This window comes from Dactylosporangium sp. CA-092794, from assembly GCF_050948465.1.
GTDB lineage: Bacteria > Actinomycetota > Actinomycetes > Mycobacteriales > Micromonosporaceae > Dactylosporangium.
Genome location: NZ_CP192044.1, coordinates 5,611,626 through 5,631,639, shown reverse-complemented (window position 1 = coordinate 5,631,639; position 20,014 = coordinate 5,611,626). Strand labels below are relative to the sequence as shown.

Annotated in this window: 21 protein-coding genes; 7 read left to right on the top strand and 14 right to left on the bottom strand. The window is 72.0% G+C overall.

Annotation, left to right across the window (positions count from 1 at the left end):
• Nucleotides 1-61 precede the first annotated feature (61 nt).
• Nucleotides 62-1,306, top strand: coding sequence for an NAD(P)/FAD-dependent oxidoreductase (locus ACQPXD_RS24200; RefSeq protein ID WP_432842217.1), 1,245 nt, complete (start codon nt 62-64; stop codon nt 1,304-1,306).
• A gap of 85 nt (nt 1,307-1,391) precedes the next feature.
• Here the strand turns inward: ACQPXD_RS24200 and ACQPXD_RS24195 are convergent, their stop codons facing one another.
• From ACQPXD_RS24195 to ACQPXD_RS24160, 8 genes are all read right to left on the bottom strand, one after another.
• Nucleotides 1,392-1,658, bottom strand: coding sequence for a non-heme iron oxygenase ferredoxin subunit (locus ACQPXD_RS24195; protein ID WP_432842215.1), 267 nt, complete (start codon nt 1,656-1,658; stop codon nt 1,392-1,394).
• A 237-nt stretch (nt 1,659-1,895) separates the two neighbouring features.
• The gene (locus ACQPXD_RS24190) at nt 1,896-2,960 is read right to left on the bottom strand and encodes an NADH:ubiquinone reductase (Na(+)-transporting) subunit F (RefSeq protein WP_432842213.1); all 1,065 of its coding nucleotides are present in this window, start codon (nt 2,958-2,960) and stop codon (nt 1,896-1,898) included.
• The gene (locus tag ACQPXD_RS24185; RefSeq protein ID WP_432842211.1) at nt 2,960-3,871 is read right to left on the bottom strand and encodes a catechol 2,3-dioxygenase; all 912 of its coding nucleotides are present in this window, start codon (nt 3,869-3,871) and stop codon (nt 2,960-2,962) included. Before ACQPXD_RS24185 ends, ACQPXD_RS24190 begins: the two co-directional genes overlap by 1 nt.
• A gap of 1 nt (nt 3,872) precedes the next feature.
• Nucleotides 3,873-4,196 (bottom strand): 2Fe-2S iron-sulfur cluster-binding protein, encoded by a 324-nt coding sequence (locus tag ACQPXD_RS24180; protein WP_432842209.1) that lies wholly within the window; start codon nt 4,194-4,196, stop codon nt 3,873-3,875.
• A complete protein-coding gene (locus tag ACQPXD_RS24175) occupies nt 4,196-4,519 on the bottom strand; it encodes a phenol hydroxylase subunit P4 (RefSeq protein WP_432842207.1) in 324 nt (107 codons plus the stop codon). Before ACQPXD_RS24175 ends, ACQPXD_RS24180 begins: the two co-directional genes overlap by 1 nt.
• Nucleotides 4,520-4,521: 2 nt before the next feature.
• Nucleotides 4,522-6,012, bottom strand: a complete 1,491-nt coding sequence (locus ACQPXD_RS24170; RefSeq protein ID WP_432842205.1) for a YHS domain-containing protein — start codon at nt 6,010-6,012, stop codon at nt 4,522-4,524.
• A gap of 31 nt (nt 6,013-6,043) precedes the next feature.
• Nucleotides 6,044-6,334 (bottom strand): MmoB/DmpM family protein, encoded by a 291-nt coding sequence (locus ACQPXD_RS24165; protein ID WP_432842203.1) that lies wholly within the window; start codon nt 6,332-6,334, stop codon nt 6,044-6,046.
• Complete coding sequence (locus ACQPXD_RS24160) at nt 6,331-7,341, bottom strand: hypothetical protein (protein WP_432842201.1); 1,011 nt, start codon at nt 7,339-7,341, stop codon at nt 6,331-6,333. The genes ACQPXD_RS24165 and ACQPXD_RS24160 overlap by 4 nt, the downstream gene beginning before the upstream one ends.
• A gap of 173 nt (nt 7,342-7,514) precedes the next feature.
• Here ACQPXD_RS24160 and ACQPXD_RS24155 point away from each other — a divergent pair, with 173 nt between their 5' ends.
• The 3 genes from ACQPXD_RS24155 (at nt 7,515) to ACQPXD_RS24145 (ending at nt 9,170) form a co-directional block, all read left to right on the top strand.
• The gene (locus tag ACQPXD_RS24155) at nt 7,515-7,910 is read left to right on the top strand and encodes a hypothetical protein (RefSeq protein WP_432842199.1); all 396 of its coding nucleotides are present in this window, start codon (nt 7,515-7,517) and stop codon (nt 7,908-7,910) included.
• A 116-nt stretch (nt 7,911-8,026) separates the two neighbouring features.
• The gene (locus ACQPXD_RS24150; RefSeq protein WP_432842197.1) at nt 8,027-8,677 is read left to right on the top strand and encodes a CBS domain-containing protein; all 651 of its coding nucleotides are present in this window, start codon (nt 8,027-8,029) and stop codon (nt 8,675-8,677) included.
• Between the two features lie 40 nt (nt 8,678-8,717).
• Nucleotides 8,718-9,170, top strand: a complete 453-nt coding sequence (locus tag ACQPXD_RS24145) for a YbhB/YbcL family Raf kinase inhibitor-like protein (RefSeq protein ID WP_432842195.1) — start codon at nt 8,718-8,720, stop codon at nt 9,168-9,170.
• 481 nt (nt 9,171-9,651) lie between these two features.
• On the opposite strand, the gene glnA is transcribed toward ACQPXD_RS24145, so the two are convergent.
• Together glnA and ACQPXD_RS24135 are read right to left on the bottom strand one after the other, a co-directional pair.
• The gene (gene glnA / locus ACQPXD_RS24140; protein WP_432842193.1) at nt 9,652-11,076 is read right to left on the bottom strand and encodes a type I glutamate--ammonia ligase; all 1,425 of its coding nucleotides are present in this window, start codon (nt 11,074-11,076) and stop codon (nt 9,652-9,654) included.
• Between the two features lie 11 nt (nt 11,077-11,087).
• On the bottom strand, nt 11,088-12,725 hold the full coding sequence (locus tag ACQPXD_RS24135; RefSeq protein WP_432842191.1) for a DUF885 domain-containing protein: 1,638 nt from the start codon (nt 12,723-12,725) through the stop codon (nt 11,088-11,090).
• Between the two features lie 94 nt (nt 12,726-12,819).
• Here ACQPXD_RS24135 and ACQPXD_RS24130 point away from each other — a divergent pair, with 94 nt between their 5' ends.
• Both ACQPXD_RS24130 and ACQPXD_RS24125 read left to right on the top strand, forming a co-directional pair.
• Complete coding sequence (locus ACQPXD_RS24130; RefSeq protein ID WP_432842189.1) at nt 12,820-14,541, top strand: PEP-utilizing enzyme; 1,722 nt, start codon at nt 12,820-12,822, stop codon at nt 14,539-14,541.
• Complete coding sequence (locus tag ACQPXD_RS24125) at nt 14,538-15,521, top strand: PEP/pyruvate-binding domain-containing protein (RefSeq protein WP_432842187.1); 984 nt, start codon at nt 14,538-14,540, stop codon at nt 15,519-15,521. The genes ACQPXD_RS24130 and ACQPXD_RS24125 overlap by 4 nt, the downstream gene beginning before the upstream one ends.
• A 70-nt stretch (nt 15,522-15,591) precedes the next feature.
• Here ACQPXD_RS24125 and ACQPXD_RS24120 read toward each other — a convergent pair whose 3' ends face one another.
• The gene (locus ACQPXD_RS24120; protein WP_432842185.1) at nt 15,592-17,031 is read right to left on the bottom strand and encodes a dihydrolipoyl dehydrogenase family protein; all 1,440 of its coding nucleotides are present in this window, start codon (nt 17,029-17,031) and stop codon (nt 15,592-15,594) included.
• A gap of 1 nt (nt 17,032) precedes the next feature.
• A complete protein-coding gene (locus ACQPXD_RS24115; protein ID WP_432842183.1) occupies nt 17,033-17,593 on the bottom strand; it encodes a hypothetical protein in 561 nt (186 codons plus the stop codon).
• A 98-nt stretch (nt 17,594-17,691) separates the two neighbouring features.
• Here ACQPXD_RS24115 and ACQPXD_RS24110 point away from each other — a divergent pair, with 98 nt between their 5' ends.
• Nucleotides 17,692-18,294: a TetR/AcrR family transcriptional regulator gene (locus tag ACQPXD_RS24110; RefSeq protein WP_432842181.1), complete on the top strand. Its 603-nt coding sequence runs from the start codon at nt 17,692-17,694 to the stop codon at nt 18,292-18,294.
• Nucleotides 18,295-18,479: 185 nt separating this feature from the next.
• Here ACQPXD_RS24110 and ACQPXD_RS24105 read toward each other — a convergent pair whose 3' ends face one another.
• Entirely contained in the window at nt 18,480-18,869 is a 390-nt protein-coding gene (locus tag ACQPXD_RS24105) for a nuclear transport factor 2 family protein (RefSeq protein WP_432842179.1), read from the bottom strand.
• Nucleotides 18,870-18,976: 107 nt separating this feature from the next.
• The gene (locus ACQPXD_RS24100; RefSeq protein ID WP_432842177.1) at nt 18,977-20,014 is read right to left on the bottom strand and encodes a Gfo/Idh/MocA family protein; all 1,038 of its coding nucleotides are present in this window, start codon (nt 20,012-20,014) and stop codon (nt 18,977-18,979) included.

Genomic DNA, 20,014 nt, shown 5'->3' with positions numbered 1-20,014 from the left:
GTTCTGCAGTACGGAACAAACGGCTTGCTCCTTCCAAGGTGCCGCCGCAAACTCCCCGGACATGCCATCTGTCCACCGCACCGTGATCGTCGGCGCCAGTGCGGCCGGGGTATCCGCCGCACTGGCCATGCGCAGTGCCGGGTACGACGGGGAGATCGTCCTCGCGGATGCGGACCTGAACGTGCCCTACGAACGCCCACCGCTTTCGAAGTCGCTGCTCGGCGCGGACTCGCGAGGGCTGAAGCCGATCGTGGACGATTCGACCTACGGCGATCAGCAGATCGAGCTGCGGCTAGGCGCGCGGGTGCGCGAACTGGACGTCTTGGCGAGACGGGTGCATTTCGAGGATGACGCACCGGGTGTCCCCGCGGACCAGGTTCTGCTCGCAACCGGGGTCGCGGCACGGCGACTCATCGTGCCCGGCTCCGAACTGGACGGAGTGCAGGTGCTCCGAGACGCCGCCGACGCCTTGGCGCTGAGCAAGCACCTGGCCGCCGGGGGGCCACTGGTCATCATCGGCGCGGGATTCATCGGACTCGAGTTGGCCGCCGTCGCTCGCGATCACGGGATGGACGTGACCGTCGTCGAGCTCGCCGCGCTTCCCCTGGTTCACGTCGTCGGCAGCACCATCGGACGGCTCGTGCACGATCGGCACACGGCACGCGGCACGCGCTTCGTGCTCGGCCGAACGGTCCACGCGTTCACCGGTAGCAAGCATCTGGAGTCGGTGGTGCTCGACGACGGTGGTGTGCTGCCCGCCGCGACGGCCGTCGTCGGCGTCGGCGTGCGCCCACGGGACGAACTCGCGCGTGCGGCCGGGCTCACCGTCGATCACCAGGGCATCGTGGTTGACCGCTCCGGCGCGACGGACAGCCCGTGGGTCTGGGCGGCCGGGGACGTCACGAGCCGGCCGCACCCGGCACTGGCCGCGCCCGGACGGATCGAGCACTGGGACGTGGCCATGCGTCACGGTGCCTCCGTCGGCGCCGCCATCGCCGGTCGACCGAACGAGCACACGGCGACCCTCTACGCGTGGTCGGATCAATTCGGATCGACCTATCAGCTGTTCGGTCGGCCGCATCCCACCGACACGCTCGTCCTGCGTGCGGACGCGACACCTGATCGCCTGCTTGCCTTCTGGCTACGGGAGGGACGGGTCGCCGCGGCGCTCGGTCTCAACCATGCCCGCGAGATCGCGGCGAGCCGCCGGCTGATCGACCGCGGGGCATCCGCACCGGCCGAGGTGCTCGCAGACGCGTCCACCGACCTCACCGCTCTGGCAAAGCAGCTGGCTCGCTCGTCATGACCATCGCCCGCCGGCGGCGACGCCGCCGGCGAGAACGGCTTGGCCCGGCAATGTGCCCGTCAGGGGCACACGTCGATCAGCAGGGTCACGCCGGTTCCTCCGGCTGGGGAATGTCGACCATGACGTCGTCTCCGCGGAGCTGCACTCGATACGCGCACACAGGGCGGGTTGCCGGCGGGCTGAGCACCACCCCGGTTCGAATCGAGAACTTCGCGAAGTGCCACGCACATTCGACTACGTCACCGTCGATGTAGCCGTCAGCCAACGAGGACTGATCGTGCGTGCACGTATCGTCGATGGCGAAGTACTCGCCATCGACATTGAACACCGCAACAGGCGGCTCCGTCTCCATCTGCAGTGCTTCGCCGTCCTCCAGGTCGGCTCGACCGCATGCTCGTCGCCATGTCATCGCTTGGGAAAGCTCCTTCGTCTCGGCGGCTCGTGCACCTCGGTGTACCCCGACGGCACGCCCCGGCGCCAACCGGTCGTTCTGCCTGTCGGAAACGCAGCCGCCGTCGCCCCGGGGCAACGCGATCGCGGGGACGGCGGGCGTTCGGCCCGCCGTCCGTCGCAGGGCTTAGGGAGATGTTCAGCGTCTCAGCAAGGGGCTTCGGACGCCGCTCGTTGTGCGGTCGGCCTCGCTGAAGAAGTCCTCGCGGTAGATGTCGCGGGGGAACAGGCGCTTGTGCATGAGGAGCTTCAGGGTGGCGTCCACCATCGGCGGCGGGCCGCACACGTAGGCGACGTGGCCCGAACAGCGGTCGAAGTCGGCGCCGAGGACGTCGGTCACCGTCCCGCGTCCGCCGTCCCAGGCCGCCGGGGCCGCCTCGGACAGGCAGGGGCGGTAGTGGAAGCGGTCCGGGTGCGCCGTCGCCAAGGCGCGGAACTCCTCCTCGCAGTAGAGGTCGGCGTGGGTTCGGCAGCCGTGGTAGAGGTGCAGCGGCGGGGCGTCGGGGGTGGACAGGGCGTGGCGGATCATCGAGGCGATCGGTGCCAGGCCGGTGCCGCCGGCGACTAGGATCGCCGGCTCCGGGCGGGCGGGGCGGAGCACGAAGCGGCCGTAGGGGCCGGACAGGGCGACCCGCTCGCCGGGTGCCATCCCGGCGAAGACCCAGCCGTCGCTGGCCAGCCCGCCCGGGGTGCGCTTCACGTGCAGCTCCAGGAGCCGGCGTTCGGCGGGCGGGTTGGCCAGCGAGTAGGTGCGGGTGGCCGAGCCGCCGGGCACCCGCAGCGCTACGTACTGGCCCGGTGCGAAGCGCAACTCGTCGTCGAGCGCGATGCGCACCAGGCGGATGTCCCGGGCCACGTCCGCCAGCTCGGTGACGGTGCCGGTGAAGTCCCGCACCGGGTGCAGGTCGAGGCCCTCCTCGACGTCGACGTCGGCCTCGATCACCACGTCGGAGCGGGGGTACGCCTGGCACAGCAGGACCTTGCCCTCGTCGCGCTCGAAGTCCATGAGCGCGAAGGCCGACGCGTTGCCATGGTCGGCCTCGCCGTCGAGCAACTCGGCCTTGCAGGTGCCGCACGTGCCGTGCGTGCACGAGTGCGGCACCCAGATGCCCGCGCGCAGGCAGGCGTCGAGGATGGGCTGGTCCTCCCGGCAGTCCACCTCGCGGCCGACCGGCTCGACGCTGACCCGGTGCGAGGCGACCATCAGGTCAGCACCGAGGTGAAGCGCTCGTTGAGCTCCCGGCCGATGTAGAAGATGCCCTTGGCGAGCTGGTCGGCGGTCCAGGTGATCGGCGGGAAGTCCGGATAGGTGATGTACCCCCCGGAGAAGACCTCGTTGCGGTTGCCCGACGGGTCGAAGAAGTAGATGGTCTGCCCGCGGGTGATGCCGTGCTGGGTCGGGCCGATGTCGACGGAGACGTCGTCCATGGCGAACAGCTCACCGGCCCGCTTGATCTCGGCCCAGTCCGACAGGTAGTAGGCGAAGTGGTGCAGCTTGCCGTTGGGGCCCTTGATGAAGGCGATGTCGTGCGGGGTGTTGGTGCAGAACATCCACGAGCCGATGGTCTCGCCGCCGTCGAGCTCGGTGACCACCCGCTCGGAGACGCCGAAGTCGAGCACCTCGGCGAAGAACCGCTCGACCGTCGCCGGGTCCTCGGCGGTGATCAGGGCGTGGTCGATGCGGGGCACGCCGACGCCGACGAGGTGGCGGGGGAACGGGTCGGGGTTCACCGTTCCGGTCTCGGTGCCGACGGTCTCGATTTCCTGGTACAGCTCGATGACGTGGTCGGAGGGCAGCACGATCCGCACGCCGTCGCCGACGCCGAGGTTGTCGCCCTTGCTCATGCGTTCGGTGATGGCGCCGAAGGCCTGCGCGCGGCGCTCGAAGCGGTCCAGGTCGTCGCCGCGCTCGACCTTGTAGCCGAGCTTGACCAGCCCGACGCCGCCCTCCTCCAGCACGACGGAGTGGTGGTCCCACTCGTCCCAGGCCTTGTAGTACAACGTCTGCGGCCGCTCGTGGACCAGCCGCATGCCGAGCGTGGCACCGTAGTGCCGGCGGGCGGCCTCGAGATCGGTGACCCGGGCGTGGACGTAGCCCAGTCGCATGACACCCATGTCAGGACTTCCTTTCGGGATGGAGGAAGGGGATCAGGCAGCGCAACCGTTCGTCGCGCAGGCGGATGACGACGTCGCCGCGCGGCACGGCACGGCAGGTCAGGCAGGTGCCGGTGGTGCGCTCCTGCGGGGTGAGCACGGTGGCGGCGACCGTGACGGGGTAGTCGACCTCGCCGTCGACCAGGTCGACCTTGCACACGCCGCACCCGCCGCGGCGGCAGCCGGTGCGGTAGCCGAATCCGGAGCGGTACAGCGCGGCGAGGATGCCCTCGCCGTCGGCGGCGGTCACGGCGACGTCGTCGGGCAGGACGGTCACGGTCGGCATCAGCACTCGAACGCGAGCAGGCTCTTGTGGCCGACGTCGAGCCCGGCCAGGGTGTCGTCGTCGTGGGGGTACAGCGGGCGGCCGTCGAGGTTCCACGACCGGGCCGAGCCAGGCAGGTAGTCCGGGTCGGAGGCGGCCCACGGGTCGACCACGCCGGCCAGGAACCGCGCCCAGGGCATCGCCCGGGGCACGCGGAAGGTGGCCGCGGCGGCGAGCAGCGGGTTGCCCTTCCACATCACGTGGACGAGCTGGTCGTCGCCGTAGAGCTCGGCCCGGGAGCGGGACGGGAACTCGTAGGTCTCGGTGATCGCGCGCACCGGCATGGTCAGCTCCCCACCGGCGCGGCGGCGTGCCAGCGCTGCCAGTCGGCGTGGTCGAGCGAGCCGAGGTACTCCCCCGCGTCGCCGTCCTGGATGCCGTACCAGGCCAGCACGTCGGGCACCGTCGGGCCGCCGCAGTTGCCCTGGTAGATCTGGTGGACCGGCAGCCACGCCTGCACGTACTTCTCCGGTTCCCGGTCGAAGATCCATTGGCAGCCGTCGGAGCAGCAGTGGTACCGCTCGCCGCGATACACCGACTCGCGCTGGCACAGCGTCGAAGGGTCGCCCGGCTCGGTGAACACCATCGGGATCTGGCAGACCTGGCACAGCTGCGGCAGCCCCTTGAACCAGAAGCGCCCGCCGCCGTCCTGGATGGCCGCCGCGCGGTCGAACAGCGGCCGGTAGTACTTGTCGAACGTGTCCGGGTACTGCTCGCGCAGCCACGCCCGGTGGGCCGGGTCCGGCAGGGTGGTGGTGAACGCCGCCGCGTAGGAGAACGAGTACAGCGTCCAGTACACCTGGTGGGACAGGATCTCCTTCTCCGCGATGGCGTGCTCGACGTGCCGCGGCGGGGTGATCCCGTAGAACTCCAGGTCCTTGAACAGCCCGCCGAGCATCTGCTGCTCGAAGTAGAGCTCGAAGGACTCCTTCCAGCTCATCACCTTGCGCGGCAGCATGTAGTCGATCATCTGGGCGACGAGCGCGACCAGCCGGTACCCCCGCCAGAACCACTTGTCGATCCACTCCTGGATGATCGGCACGTTCGCCTCGTCCTGCTCCAGCAGGAACTTGATCGCCTCCAGGCCGAGCGTCATGTGCCGGCTCTCGTCGCTCTGGGCGGAGAAGCCGAACGTCATCGAGGGCAGGTCCCCGTTGAAGCTCGCGCCGCTCATGAACGGCACGAAGAGCAGGTTGGTCAGCAGGTACTCGAACGAGAACGAGATCGCGATGAGGAACTCGAACGGGCCGGCCGACATCGCGTCGTCGAAGAACGACTTCGGCACGGACAGGTACCAGACCCGGTCGAACATCGTCGGCCAGCTGTGCATGCCGCCGTAGTACTTGTTGTACGTCGACAGCGTGTGGATCTCGGTCTGGGTGTGCCGCAGCTCGTCGATCGACTGGCACAGCGCCGCGAACCGCGGGCCGGGGCCGTTGTAGTAGCGGGCGAGGAACGCGAAGTGCCGGTGGGCGGCGTACTCCAGCGGCGTGACGCCCTGCAGGAACAGCTTCATGGCGTTGAGGTACGACGCGTCGGACAGCGACAGGTGCCCCTGCCCCTGCGCGAAGCCGTCGAGCACCGCGTACAGCCGCTTGTCCTTCTCGGCCTGGTACTTGCAGTAGGCGTCGACGGTGAGCCGGAACGGGTCCTCCCACTTCGACCAGTCGTGGACCTTGATCCCCTCGAACGTGGTGTACGGGAAGACCCGCGCGGGGTCGACGTAGTCCGGCGTCCAGTCCAGGTCCCGGGTCAGCGCCGAGTAGCGCTGTTTCATCGACAGTTTCCGAGCCATCGACAGCCCTCTCTCAGTGATCCCATTGGATGACGATCTCGTCCTCGTCCCACTCGGCGATGTGGCCGAAGTACGAGACGATCGCCAGCTGGAACTCGTGCGTCTCCCACGCCCGGCCGAGCTGCTCCTCGACCGAGACGCGGCGGATCACCAGCCGCCCCGGCGCCTGGATCCGCACCAGGCCGGGCAGGTGGCTGACGGTGGCATCGGGGTTGTCCCGCTCGACGGCGAGCAGCACCCCGCGCGCGTCCTCGCTGCTCTCCTGCAGGTCCACGCCCACCGGGCGGACGGTGCTCGCGCTCATGCGGCCACCCCCAGGCGGGCCAGGTCCGCGGCGGCCCGCTCGGCCAGCGCGGCCACCGCCTCCGGCGCCCCCACCGCCACCAGGCCCTCGACGCCGCGGGCGAACTCGGTCACCGCCGCGGTGGCGCGGGGCAGCCAGGCCGCCACGATGCCGGCGAGGGCGGCGCGGTTGGCCGGGCCGTGCTCCGGGTCGGCGCACCAGGTGGCGACCAGGGCGTCCAGCCAGCGCCGCTGCTCGGCGTACCAGCCGGCCGGGTACTGGGCGATCAGGCCGTAGGCGCCCGCGCCGCAGCGCAGCGCGGCCTCGTCGAGGTGCTGGTACAGCAGCGGGTAGAGCAGCCGGTCGGCCAGGTCGAGGCCGACCGCGCCGGCCGCCCAGTCCGGCTCGACGAGCAGTTCCTCGCACAGCCGGCGCAGCCCCTGCAGGGCGGGCTCGCCGGTCCAGCGCTCCTTGGCCGCGCCGAGCAGCCCGTCGCCGCCGTCGGCGAGGGCGAAGCCGACCCGGCTGAGCGTCTGGGCCAGCCCGATGCGGTCGAAGGCGGCGTAGGACAGGCATTGCTCGATCGACGTGCCGTAGGCGAACCGGGCGCCGGCGACGCAGACGAGCTGCCCGGCGGACTCGTAGTGGCGCAGCGGCAGGACCAGTCCGGTGAGCACCTCCCGCCAGCCGCCGGGCAGGTGGTCGAAGAGCCGGCGGCCTTCGATGTACTGCAGCGTCCGGCCGACGGCGTCGTGCCAGGCCGCCCGGGCGGTGACGTAGGGCGCGTAGTAGTACTGGCGCGGGTCCAGGAAGGTGTACGGGTCGGCGAGGCGCAGGGCGGAGTACGTCTCGTCGTACAGCTCATGATCGGGCGCCCACAGCGGGCGGTAGTGGAAGTTCTCGCGGGGTTGTACGTCGACGGTCGCCTCCAGGTAGCGGGAGGCCGGCTGGTCGCCGTAGCGGTCGGCGAGGTACTGGAACGTCTTGCGGCGTGGCTCGATGACCTGCTGGCGAAGCTCGTACTGCACGCTGGTCCTCCTTCGCGTCCGTTCGCTTCGCGGTTCCCTGGACTGTGAGCGGCATCTCAGCCGCTCGGGCGGACGGTTCCGCAGGCCGGAACCGGGGCCCCGGCCGGGCCGGCGCGGGCGCACCGTCGTGCCGCGGGCGTCCATCCCGGGCGCCGCCAGCGCTGGAGGTCGCGGTGACGCCGTTCATGCAGCGGGTCGCGCAGGTGGTACACGCGGATGGCGGGCCGGTCGCCCCGCAGCTGCGCGACAGCCGGCCCCGGCCGGTCGGCGCCGGCGTGCACGAGCAGGTGGAGCTGCGCTCCGTCGCCGAGCAACTGGTGAGCGAGGCGAACACGGTGCTGGCCGAGGCCGGCCGCGCGGTGGAGCTGGTCGACGAGCCGGGGCCGGAGGCGCTCGCGTTCACGCTGCGCGCGGGGCGCAGCTGGGCGCGGGTGGCGACGCGTTTCGCCGACGGGCGGAGCTGGGGGCGGCTGGTCACGCCGGGTGCCGGGCCGGTCGAGCGGGAGCTGACCGGCCCGGAGGCGCTGCCCGACCTGGTCGTCGCGCTGATCGCGGGCGCGGAGCGGTGAGCTGCCGCAGGAGCACACGTGGCGCCGTCGGGGCCGGTGGCGGCGTAGCGTTGCCAGAAGTGGGTACCCGTGTTGCGGCTTTCTCGCGCTGAGGATACGCCTGAGAGGAGGGCATCATGGCGTTCGACAAGATGAAGGAGTCCGCCAAGCGTGGCCTGGCGGCAGGCCGGGCGCGAGCGGACGACACACGAGCCCAGCGGCAGCGCAGCAAGCTGCTGCAGGAGCTCGGCGAAGCCACCTATGCCGAGCACACCGGCAAGGCGACCCAGGAGGCGGTGGCCGGCAAGGCCCGGGTTCTGGACGAGTTCGAGCAGGCGATCCGCGAGAAGGCGTCGGCTCGCCTGGAGCACCGGCGGGCGAAGGACATCATGCACCGGGGCGCCGAGTGCGTCGACGAGAACGAAACCGTCACGACGGCCGCCCGGAAGATGCGGGAGCTCGGCGTCGGCTCGCTGCCGATCTGCGGCGCGGACGACCGGCTGCACGGCATCGTCACCGACCGCGACATCGTCGTCCGGTGCATCGCCGAGGGCCAGGAGCCCAGCCAGGTCAAGGTGCGTGACCTCGCCCAGGGGCCGCTGGCCTGGGTCGACGCGGGTGCCGAGCTCGGCGAGGTGCTGCGCCAGATGGAGGACCATCAGGTCAAGCGGCTGCCGGTGCTGGAGAACCGCCGCCTGGTCGGCATGATCAGCGAATGTGACCTGGCCAGCAACCTCGACGAACACCGGCTCGCCGAGTTCGTCGAGAAGGTCTACGCGAGGTCCTGACCCGTCGCGAACCGGCACGGCTACGCGGAGGGGAGGCACGGTGACGATCGCGGTGTCCAGCCCCGTCTTCGACGAGGGCGACCAGATTCCTCAGCGCTTCACCTGCGACGGCGTCGACGTGTCACCGCCGCTCAGCTTCACCGGGCTACCGGAGCAGGCCGCCGAGCTGGCCCTGCTCGTCGAGGATCCCGACGCGCCCGGTGGCACGTTCACCCACTGGATGGTGTGGGGCATCGATCCGGAACAATCGAGCCTGGGCGAGGGTGAGGTGCCGGACGGCGCCACGCAGGGCAGGAACGGCTTCGGCAGGCGGGCCTACGGCGGGCCGTGCCCGCCCCGTGGCCGGTCGCACCGCTACACCTTCGAGGTGCTCGCGCTGTCCGAGCCGCTCCGCCTTCCCGCGGCAGCGTCGGCCGCCGACCTGCGGCGGGCGACGGCGGGCAAGGTGTCGGCGTCGGGCCGCCTGACCGGTCGCTATCAGCGACGCTGGTAGCGACCGGTTAGGCCTGTATCGAAGTCAGTCACAGCCATTCGTTGATCGCGGCGATGTGCACCGCGGCTTCGTAGCGCACCCCCAGGTGCGCCACCCCGGGCCGCCAAGGCGCCGCGTGGCGCTGCCGGTGGGGTTGCGGGGTCGAAGGCGGCGGCCGGCCGCCTCCGACCCCGGCTTGCGCCCGCCCGCGCCGCCAGATCCAGCGGCCGGCTCAACCCCCGTCGATCCAGAGCGGCCGCGACCCCCAGCGCGGCCCCGCCCGCCGCGCCCGGCGCCAGTGGCCCCGGCGGCCGGTGCGGCGGGCCGCCGGTGCGGCGTTTCGCTTCCGTGATCATGCACCGGAGCCGTCCACTGGCTGGGATCCTCATGATCGTGGAGAGATAGTGCCGCTCCTGGTACATCATCGCTCCACGATCATGGAGATCCCGCCATTCGGGACGCTCCTCGGTATGATCACGGAAAGAAAGCGCCGTCGGGGGCCCTAAACGTCGTAGTACATGGCGAACTCGTACGGGGTGGGGCGGAGCAGGACCGGCTCGATCTCGTCGCTGTGCTTCCAGGCGATCCAGGTCTCGATCAGGTCCTGGGTGAAGACGCCGCCGTCGAGCAGGTAGTCGTGGTCGGCCTCGAGCGCGTCGAGCACCTCCGGCAGCGAGCCGGGTGTCTGCTCGACGTGGGTGAACTCGCCCGGCGGCAGATCGTAGAGGTCCTTGTCGATCGGGTCGGGCGGTTCGCTCTTGTTCTTGATGCCGTCGAGGCCGGCCAGCAGCATCGCGGAGAACGCCAGGTACGGGTTGGCCGCGGGGTCGGGCACCCGATACTCCACGCGCTTGGCGTTCGGGTTGTCGCCGGTGACCGGGATCCGGGCGCAGGCGGAGCGGTTGCGCTGCGAGTACACGAGGTTGACGGGCGCCTCGAATCCGGGGACGAGGCGGCGGTACGAGTTGACCGTCGGGTTGGTGAACGCGCACAGGCTCGGGGCGTGGCGGAGCAGGCCGCCGATGTACCACCGCGCGGTGTCCGACAGCCCGGCGTACCCGCGCTCGTCGTAGAACAGCGGCCGCCCGTTCAGCCACAGGCTCTGGTGGGTGTGCATGCCGGAGCCGTTGTCGCCGAACAGCGGCTTGGGCATGAACGTCGCCGTGTGGCCGGCCGCCCAGGCGGTGTTCTTCACGATGTACTTGTACAGCTGGAGATTGTCCGCGCAGTGCAACAGCGGCGCGTACCGGAAGTTGATTTCGGCCTGACCGGCGGTGCCGACCTCGTGGTGCGCCTTCTCCACAGTGAAGCCGGCGTCGGTGAGGTGCTCGACCATCGCGCCGCGCAGGTCGGTGAAATGGTCGACCGGCGGCACCGGGAAGTAGCCGCTCTTGTAGGCGGTCTTGTATCCGAGGTTGCCGCCGGGCTCCTCCCGGCCGGTGTTCCACCAGCCCTCGATCGAGTCGATGTGGTGGTGCGACTCGTTCGTGGCCGAGGCGAACCGGATCGAGTCGAAGATGTAGAACTCGGCCTCGGGCCCGAAGAACGCCGCGTCGGCGATGCCGGTCGTGATCAGGTACGACTCGGCCTTTCTGGCCACGTTGCGCGGGTCGCGGCTGTACGGCTCGGCGGTGACCGGGTCGTGGACGAAACAGTTCACCGCGAGCGTCTTCGCGGTGCGGAAGGGGTCGGCGAAAGCGCTCGAGATGTCGGGGTACAGCACCATGTCCGACTCGTGGATCTTCTGGAAGCCCCGGATCGACGAGCCGTCGAACGGCACCCCGTCGCTGAACACGCTCTCGTCGAACGAGCCGGCTGGCACGTTGAAATGCTGCATGGTGCCCAGCAGGTCGCAGAAGCGCACGTCGACGAGCCGGATGCCTTCGGCGTCAACGTACCGCAGCATTTGCGCGGGATCGGTGAACATGGTCAGTCCCCTCACCCCAACAGTACAAGTTCCTCCAGGGTGTCCAGGGGCATCGGGCCGTGGGCGAGCACCTCGTGGTGGAACGCGCGGATGTCGAATGCCGGGCCGAGGGCCGCGCGTGCGCGCTCGCGCAGGTGCTCGATCCGCAGCCTGCCGATCATGTACGCGAGCGCCTGCCCGGGCATCGCGATGTACCGGTCGACCTCGTTGGTGATGTTGGTCTCCGACAGCGCGGTGTTGCTCCGCATGTAGGCGATGGCCCGCTCGCGCGACCAGCCGAGGTGGTGCATGCCGGTGTCGACCACGAGGCGGCACGCCCGCCACGCGTCGAAGGACACCATGCCGAGGCGGCTGAGCTCGCTGGTGTACAGGCCCATCTCGTCGCTCAGGCGTTCGGTGTACAGGCCCCAGCCCTCGCCGTGCGCGTCGAAGTACGCGAAGCGCCGGAACGGGGGCAGGTCGTCGCGGGACTGGGCGACGGCGATCTGCAGGTGGTGTCCGGGCACGGTCTCGTGGAAGGCCAGCGCCTCGTATTCGAACCGCGACCGCAGGTCCGGCCGGTGCGTGTTCACCACGTGCGCGCCGGGCCGGGAGCCGTCCCCGGCCGGGGGCAGGTAGTAGCCCAGCACCGCGTTCTCCGCTTCGGCCGGGTCCATCTCGCGCACCACACACGGGGCGATGTCGTAGCCGGCGAACCAGTCCGGCACCGCCGCTTCGGCCCGCCGCAGCGCGTCGGTGACGGTGTCGACGATCTCCTTGGCGGTACCGAAGCGCAGCGCCGGATCCTCGCGCAGCCGGACGAGGACCTCGTCGACGTCGGCGGTGCCGAGCGCCCGGCCGCCGCGCTCGGCGAACTCCTCGCGCAGCCGATCCACCAGGTCCAGCCCGATCCGGTGGATCTCCTCGGGGCTCAGCTCGGTGGTGGTGTACGCCCGGACCAGGCCGAGGTAGCCGTCGGCGCCCCCTGGCACGTGGCACAGCCCGACCGACTCGGCGGGCCGGGCGACGGGCAGCAGCTGCTCGGCGAGCGCGGTGCGGAACCGCATCAGCGCCGGCCGTACCCCCGAAGTGACGATCTCGGCGGCGCGCGCGCTCGCCGGCCGCCGTTGCAGGAACGGATCCCGCTCGACGGGTGTGGCGAGGTATGCGTCGGCCTGCCCCATCGCCTGGCGAACGCCGAGTTCGGTCGGGAAGCGTCCGTCCCGCGCGGCCTGCCGATACCGCTCGGCGTGCCGGTCGAAGAAGCCGCCCAGCCGCTCCAGCCTGGTCAGGTAGTCCTCGTCGGAGCCGGTCGCCGCCGGCACGGCCGCGACCGCCTGGGCGAGTGGCCCGGAGCCGCTGGCGGTCACGGCGACCTCGGCGACGCCGTCGCGCAGGATCCGCCGCTCGTCGTGCAGCAGCCGGGCCAAGATCGCATAGGTGATCCGGTCGGAGCCTTCGAGGGCATCGCCATCGATCGTGGCCAGCTCCGCGCCGAGCCGGGCCAGCTCCGCCTGCCGCCGCGCATCGGCGGCGCGGCTCGGGTCGGGGACCTCGGCGTCGAACCCGGGCACGCCGAACACGCCGGCGAGGAACGGATCGGCCCCGAAGTGCAGGCGGAAGTACTCGTCGCCCAACCGCGCGAGCGTATCCATCGGCGTGCGCGCCATGGTGCTCACCTTATTGCGCACGAGACCGTGACCGCAGATCGGCCGGGGTCGGCGGTGTAACATCCCCGCAACATCAAGGCGGGGAGGTGACGGGGTGTTCGTCACCGAGGAGTGGTACCCGGGATTCGACCCGGCCGCGAACCGTGCCCCCTTCGCCGTCGACGCGCTGCGGCCATTCGAGGCCGGCGACGAGGACCGGTTCTGGCTGCTGGACTTCCACTGGCCGCGCGGCCTGACGCCGCTGGGGCTGGTGTCGGGCGAGGACGCGTTCAACTGGGGCGCGCAGGTCGGCGCCGAGATCCTGCCGCTGCCGGCCGGCCGGGGCATCGCGCAGCGCCTGGCCGGCACCCACCCCTACGCCTCGGCGATCCCGGTCGCCTCGGCCCGCGAGCGCCAGGCGCGGGAGCTGCGCGCCGACCGCCGGCTGCCGCGGTTCGTCGCCTCGTTCCGGGCCCGGTGGCGGGAGCGGGTCGAGGAGCTCGACACCGCCTGGGACTACCTGGCCGGCGTCGCGCTGCCCGCATTGGCGGCCCCGGAGCTCGCCGGCTACCTGCGTGAGGCGCGCCGGTTCCACCGCCGCGCCCTCGAGATCCACTTCGAGATGATGTACCCCCTGCTGGTCAACCACCTGCGCTTCGCCGAGGTCTGCCGGGACCTTGATATCGGCCCGGACGAGATCGCCAAGTTCCTGCTCGGCGACGACACCCGGATCATGCGCACCGACCGGGCGCTGGCCGAGCTGAGCGGGCAGGCCCGCACGGCCGGGCTGGCACCGCTGTTCGCCGCCACCGAGCCCGAGGACCTCGCCGGGGCGCTGGCCGCGGCCGGTGGCGCCGCCGCCGGGTGGCTGGCCCGGCTCGACGACTTCCTCCACGCGCACGGCCAGCGCACCGAGGGCTCGTTCGACGTGGCGCTGCCGAGCTGGATCGAGGACCCGACGCCGGTGCTCGGCACCGTGCGCACGCTGCTGCGGATGCCCGCCGAGCACGACTTCGACGCCGCCCGGGCCGCGGCGCTGCAGGAGCGTGGGGCCGCGCTCGACGCCGCCCGCACGCGGCTGGGCCCGGGCCGGCGGCGCGCGTTCGACGTCGCGCTGGCCTCGGTGCGCGCGGCGAACTTCGCGTGGTGGCAGGACGAGCACAATCCGGTCATCGACCTGCGGATCGCGCTGCCGATGCGCTGGGCGGCCCGGGAGCTCGCCGCGCGGGCCGGCGCCCAGCGGCCGGACGACACGACGTTCCTGTTCTGGCCGGAGCTGCTCGCGGTCGCCGACGGCGCGCCCTACCGCCCGCTGGCCGGGCTGGTCGAGCAGCGACGGCAGTACTTCGCGCACTGGCACCGCCGCCGCCCGGACATGCCGAAGGTGCTCGGCTCGGCCGACGGCGCGCTCGACGACCCGATCCTGGTGGAGGTCTTCGGCCTGAGCCGGGGCTTCCTCGACGCGGCGGCCGGTCCGGCCGCCCCCGAGCCCGGGCCGGGGGATCTCGTGCTGCGGGGGATGGCGGCCGCGCGGGGCGTCGGGCGGGGCCCGGCCCGGGTGCTCACCGACGCCGACGGGCTGCACCGCATCGCCCCGGGCGAGATCCTGGTCTGCGAGTCCACGTCGCCGAACTGGACGCCCGCGTTCGCCAAGATCGCCGGCTGCGTCTGCGACGGCGGCGGGATGCTCTCCCACGCCGCGATCGTGGGGCGGGAGTACGGCGTGCCGACGGTGACCGCGTGCGGCCGGGCCACCGCGCTGATCCGCGACGGCGACGACGTGGTCGTCGACGGCACCGCGGGGACCGTCGCCGTGCACCGCCGGCGGGCCTGGTGAACGCCGCCGCGACCGGCCTGGTGGTCGGGCTCGACGAGCCGGCACCGGCGGGCGTTGTGGGCGGCAAGCTGAGCGGCCTCGCCGGGCTGCGGCGGGCCGGGTTCGCCGTGCCGGCGGGCTACGCCGTCACCGTGCCGGCCTACCGGCGCCACCTCGCCGAGACCGGGCTGGACGAGCTGGCCGGCCGGGTCGGCGCCGCCCTCCGCGCGGACGACGAGGCGGCCCTGGAGGCGGCGGCCGGGCGGCTGCGGGAGGCGTTCGCCGCGACGCCGGTCGCCGGGCCCGTCCGGGACGCCGTCGCCGCCGCCTACCGGGCGCTGTGCGAGGAGCGGGGCCGGGACGGCCTGCCGGTCGCCGTGCGCAGCTCCGCGGTGGGCGAGGACGGCGGCGCGGCGAGCTTCGCCGGCGTCTTCGACACGGTCCTCGGCGTCCACGGGGCCGACGCGGTGGTCGAGGCGGTGCGCGGCTGCTGGGCGAGCCTGTACGCGCCGCGCGCGCTGGCCTACCGGCGCCGCCGGGCGGCCGGGGCGGTGGACATGCCGATGGCGGTCGGCGTGCTCGAGCTGGTGCCGGCGCGCTGCTCCGGCATCGCGTTCTCCGCGCATCCGGTCACCGCCCGGCGCGACCGGGTGCTGATCGAGGCGAACTGGGGCTGGGGCGAGGCGGTCGTGCAGGGCCTGGTCACGCCCGACCACGTGGAGGTCGACACCGTCGGCGGGCGCGTCGAGCGGCACGACGTCGCGCACAAGACGGTGATGTCCGGCCCTGACCCGGCCGGCGGGCCGATCCGGACGGTGCCCGTCCCGGAGCCGCTGCGCAACCGGCCCGTGCTGAACGAGGCGCAGATCATGGCTGTCGCGGCGGCGGTACGCCGGGTAGAGCGCCACGAGGGCCGGCCGGTCGACGTGGAATGGGTGCTCGACGACGCCCGCCCCGCCGGCCGGCTGTGGATCGTGCAGGCGCGGCCGATCACCGCCTGAGGCCCTTCTCCGCCGACGGCCGCTCGGCCCGCTCCACCAGCCAGGGCCCGCCGGCTTACCCGGCTCGCTGTCAGCGGCCGTACGCCTCCAGGAGGCGCAGCCAGATCTCGCTGACGGTCGGGTATGCGGGAACGGCGTGCCACAGCCGGTCCAGCGGGACCTCGCCGACGACCGCGATCGTCGCGGCGTGCAGGAGTTCCGCGACGTCCGGGCCGACGAGCGTGCAGCCGGCGATCACCTGCCGGTCCTCGTCGACGACCATCCGGGCGTGCCCCTGGTACCCGTCGGCGTGCAGCGCGGATCCCGCGACGGCGGCCAGGTCGTAGTCGACCACCCGGATCCGCAGCCCGGCAGCCTCGGCGGCGGCCGCGGTCAGCCCCACCGACGCGACCTCCGGGTCGGTGAAGACGACCTGCGGCACGGCCCGCTCGTCGGCCGTCGCGACATGCCGGCCCCACCGGCCGTCCTCGACCGCCTCGCCCTTGGCCCGCGCCACGATGACGTCGCCCACCGCGCGAGCCTGGTACTTGCCCTGGTGGGTCAGCAGCGCGCGCCGGTTGACGTCGCCGGCCGCGTACAGCCACCCGCCGCCGACCGGCGCCCCGTCCTCGCCCACGACCCGCAACGTGTCGTCGACCGTGAGCCAGCCACCGGCCTTCAGGCCGATCCGGTCCAGGCCGATGTCCTGCGTGTTCGGCGTGCGGCCGATCGCGACCAGCAGTTCGTCGGCGTCGACCCGCTCGCCGTCGGCGAGCGTGACGTGCACCGTGCCGTCGCCGCCCCGGTGCGCCGACGCGGCCTCGGCGCCGAGGCGTACCGACACACCGGCATCCCGCAACGACTGCGTGACCCGCTCGCCGGCGAACGGCTCCGCCAGCGGCAGCACTCCGTCACGGGCCAGCACCGTCACCACGGATCCGAGGCTCGCGAACGCGGTCGCCATCTCCGCGGCCACCACGCCACCACCGATGACGGCGAGCCGGCCGGGAATTTCGGTCGCGGCGGCCGCCTGCCGGCTGGTCCACGGTGCCGCCTCGCGCAGACCGGTGACGTCCGGGACCAGGGCGCTGCTGCCGGTCGCGACGACGACCGCGTGCCGGGCGGTGAGCGAGGTCGTGACACCGTCCTCGCCGATCACCTCGACGACCCGGTCGGAGCCGATCCGCCCCTGGCCGCGGTACAGCGCGATCCCGGCCGAGTCGAGCCAGGACACCTGTCCGGCGTCCGACCAGTTCGAGGCGAAGGAGCCCCGGCGGCGCAGCACGGCGGCCGCATCCAGGTCGCCCGTCACCGCCTCACGCGCGCCGGGCAGCCGGCGGGCCGCCCGCAGCGCGGTCGCGCTGCGCAGCAACGCCTTGGTCGGCATGCAGGCCCAGTAGGAGCACTCACCGCCGACCAGTTCCCGCTCGACGATGGCGGCGGTCAGGCCGCCCCGCACGACCCGATCGGCGACGTTCTCCCCGACCGGCCCCGCGCCGATGACGACGACGTCGTACGTCGCGGTCTCCACGTCAGTTTCCCTTCGCCGCGCGGCCCAGCCGGATGGCCGAGATCAGGAAGAAGATGGCGCCGGGGATGGCATAGCCGACCGCGTTGGTCAGCGCCGGACTGTCCGCGGAGGCGGCGGCGATGAACGACCCACCGGCGAGGACGGAGATACCACCACTGATGATCATCGGCCACTGGCCGCCCATCTTGCGGCGGGTGACCGCCACGATCAGCTGGACCAGCCCGGCCACGACCGCCCAGGCGCCCCACACGCGCAGGACCGCCGGGACGCCGGAGGCGCTGGCGAAGGCCAGGCCGGCCGCGGCGAGCAGGCTGACCACGATGTTCACGTACAGCAGGGCGGGCGATCCGGTGACCCGCGACGCGCGGGCGTCGATGATGGCGGCGGCCACGTCGAACAGCGGGTAGATCACCAGCAGCGTGCCGGTGAGCGGATTGAGGTGCTTGGCGAGCGGGATCATCACGAGGGCCCAGACGATCGCGAACCCGAAGCGGACGAAGTACAGCCGCCGCAGGGCGGACGCCGTCGTCGAGAGGCCTGGTGCTGCGGCAAGAGTGGTCATCACGATCCAACCTGTAGAACGAACGTTCTGTCTCGACCAACAATGACGCCCTGGTGCCGTCTTGTCAAGACCGAACGTTCTATCACTACTATGGGCTCATGGCACGCACCGAGACCGACGCCCGCCCGTCCCAGGCCCGACAGCGGCTCCTCGAGACGGCGACCAGGATTTTCTACATGGAGGGAATCCACTCGGTCGGCGTCGATCGGATCATCGGCGAGGCGAACGTGACCCGGGCCACGTTCTATCGGCACTTCCCCGGCAAGGAGGATCTCGTCCTCGCTTACCTGCAGGCGGCCGATCAAGCCATCCGCGGCCAGGTGGACACGGCCATCACCGCCGACCTACCGGCGCCCGACGCCCTCCGGGCCGTTGCGGAGTCGATCGCCCAGGGCATCCAGTCCCCCGGCTTTCGCGGCTGCGCCTTCCTCAACGCCGTGGCCGAGTACCCCAACCCCGACCACCCCGTGCACCAAGCCGTCCTCGCGCACCGGCAGTGGTTCCTCGACACGATCAGCACCTTGATGGCGAGCATCGAGCAAGCCGAGGCCGAGCCGGCCGCGCAGCACTTCGTCATGCTCCGCGACGGCGCCATGGCGGCCGGCTGCCTGTTCGACCGGGTACTGATCTGCGAGACCTTCCTCCGCGGCGTCGACGGACTCATCCGGACCCACGCCGCACGCCCGCCGACCGGGCACTGAAACGCGCAGCGACCGGAAGTCTCCGCGATCATGCCGTACCCGCCGCCGACACCAACGGTTTTTCATGATCACGGAGCGCTGATGTACCCCCGTGTACCACAAGTCTCCGGGATCGTGGCAAACCCGTGGTTCGGTCACCGCGCACATCATGATCACGGAGACATACATCCGCCCCGTCCGAGGGATCAGCTCGAGTGGCCGTCGGCGGCGGATGGCAGCTCCGCGAAGTAGTCGCGAAGCATGGCGATCTGCCCGTCGCGGAGGCGAAAGATCTGCACGAGCGACATCGTGGTCTGTCGCCCGTCGGCTTCGTCGAAGGCGACATCGATCTCGGCAATGAAGACGTCGGGATCCGAGGTGTCGTGCAGGACGTAGGCGGACCGCTCCAGGTTCATCGTGCCCGGGTAGGTCGGTTGCTGGTGATACACGCTGGTCCCGGTCCGGATCGCGTCGCGGCCCACCAGGCGCCGGTGCAACGGATGGCCGTCGGGAACCAGGGGCGCGTCCAACACGCCGTCTTCGGTGAACATCGCGGCGATCGCGTCCGGATTCCGGGTGATCGCACCGGCGTACACGTACCGTTCGAAGATTTCCTTGTGCGTAAGAGCCACTCCCCAGTCTAGCCGCTCGACCATCCAGCTTGTGACGACCGGCGGCGGAGGCGGGCGGCCGGTGCCGGCGGTCAGTGGGATTGGTCGAGCTCGACCGGGTTGGCGGTGTGGAGTGACGCGACGATGGCTTCGGCGGCGGCTACGCCCCAGCAGGCCTCGCGCAGTGGCATGACGTCGGGTGGGCGGCGGCCGGCGCAGACCTCGACGGCGTAGCCGACCTCGCGGCGCAGGGCGCCGCCGATGACGCCGTCCTCCTCGGGCCACAGCGACATGTCGGGAACCTGGACGCCGGTGCCGGTCCATTCCACCAGGGCGTCGCTGACCAGCCGTTGCCGGAGCACGCCGGCCAGGCCGAGCGCCTCCGCCTCGCCGACGATCGCGCCGTCGAGGGCCAGCGGGCCGTCATCCAGGGTGGCGGGTGCGCCGGGCGGGACCAGCCAGGCGGACTCGATCGTGGCGATGACGCCGCCGTCGAACTCCAGCAGGGCACTGATCACGCTCGACCGCGCCGGGCCCGCCGCGGCGGCGTGCATGGCCATCACCCGCCGCACCGGGCGGCCGGTGAAGGAGATCGCCAGGTCGATGTCGTGGATGCAGGACTCCCACACCGGGTGGACGCGGTCGCCGAAGGACGCGTACCACGCCCGGCTGAAGTCGCGGCGTAGCCGCAAGGCGCAGAGGGTGCCGATCGCGCCGCCGGCGATCCGGGCGCGCATCCGGGCCATCGGCGCGGCGAACCGGGACAGGTGGCCGGCGATCACCTGGCGATCGTGGGCGGCCGCGGCGGCGGCGATCCGTTGCGCGTCCGCTGTGGACAGTGCGAGGGGCTTTTCCACGAAGGCGTGGCTGCCGGCCGTCAGCGCCGCGACGGCGAGGTCGGCGTGACTGGCCTCGTCGGAGGCGACCACGACGATGTCGGCGGGCTGCCGGGCGAGCAGCGCGGCCAGCTCCGGGTCGGTCTGCGCGACCTCGTGCGTGCGGGCCGCGACGGCGAGCCGCTCCGGGTCGGGGTCGGCGAGTCCGACGATGCGCGCGCCGGCCTCGCGCCACACCCGTGCGTGCAGCATGCCGAACCGGCCGACGCCGGCGATCACCACCGTGGGGCTCAT